This is a genomic window from Campylobacter sp. 2352 PW, assembly GCF_024723575.1.
Lineage (GTDB): Bacteria > Campylobacterota > Campylobacteria > Campylobacterales > Campylobacteraceae > Campylobacter_D.
The window spans coordinates 1-1,379 of record NZ_JANQCX010000035.1 but is presented as its reverse complement, the minus strand read 5'-3'; the positions used below and the strand labels follow the sequence as shown (position 1 = coordinate 1,379).

At 23.4% G+C, this 1,379-nt stretch carries 1 protein-coding gene; it reads left to right on the top strand.

Translation table 11 applies throughout. From position 1 onward, the window contains the following. Nucleotides 1–1,379 (top strand): hypothetical protein (locus CAMP5121_RS07980; RefSeq protein ID WP_337215291.1); only part of this gene is annotated, 1,379 nt, incomplete at both ends.

Here is a 1,379-nt window from a genome sequence, read left to right as displayed (position 1 = left end):
AAAAGGAAATTTTTTCTTTAATTGAAAGAAATTTGCAATTATGGAATTTTGATTTAGTTGAAAGTATTTATTATGCGAATTATAAATCATCTGCAAATATAGAAACAAAATTTTACGATTTTTTATATTTAACCGGTAATATTGGTAAATATATATTAGAAGAAGAAAGATTAAATGATAAAATATTATACACAAGAAAAATATTACTTAGTGATGATATAAACTATCAAAATATAAAAAATAATTTATATAAAGAGATACCTAGAGACATACTTTCTTGCTTTTTATTGAATAAAAATTTTTATTTTTGTGATGCAAATGATAGTATATTTAACTTATTAGATTTGTATAAAAACTATATCCACAATTCTAATAATATCATTACGAGGAATTATTTCATTGCTACTTTAATACGTTTTTGTATTATTTTAGGTAAACAAGAATTGTTTTTTATTAGAGAAGCTTTCGATTTAAGATATTATTTATTACAAAAGATATATGATATTAATACTAGTGGTTCGAAAATATATCATAGTTTGTTTGTTAATGAGCTACAAGATCAGTTAAAAAATGGAAATATAAAAAGTGAGACAAAATTTGCAATTTGCATGTATGGTATGTTACGTGGTGATTGGAAAGGAACATTAGAGAAAAATATAAAGATTGCCAAAGAGCAGTTAAATGCTGATATTTTTTTATTTACTTGGGATAAAAAACAGGATTGGCAAAATATAACAACTGGCGGAGATTGTTGGGTGGATAGAAAATTAGCGAAAGATTTTTTTCGAGAAAGCCCAAAAGAAATTTTAAAAACTAATGATTTAAAAAAAAATATGCCTAATGTTTTTTTTATACTTAATCATGATATTTTTTCTAAATATAAATATAGCGAACTAAGAAGTGTTGTTGAGCATCATGAAAATTTCCGTGCTTTATTGATTGAAAATCAACAAAGGATACAGCAAAACGAAAATTTAAACTCTAATGTCGAATTTATGTATTATGGTATTTATAAGTCGTTTAAAATATTAGAGGAATATGAAGAATCAAATAATATTAAATATGATTATATTGTCCACATGAGAGTTGATTCTGAAATATCAATAGAAGGTTGTTTAAAAAATGAAATTATAAAATTAGAATCGAATAATATTTATGATTTAAAAACTTTGGCGGGTAATGGAGTTGGGAATGTTGTTGGTTGTAGAAATGTAATTAATATATATTCTTCTTTGTATATGCAAAAAAAATTTTATAAAAATTTAATGGTTGTAAATGTAAAAGATCCGCATGAAATGTTTTTTAAATGGTTATCTCTTAATGGTATTTACTCTGTTAAACCAAAATTCAAGATAGAGCATAGGTATACAAAAGCTCAA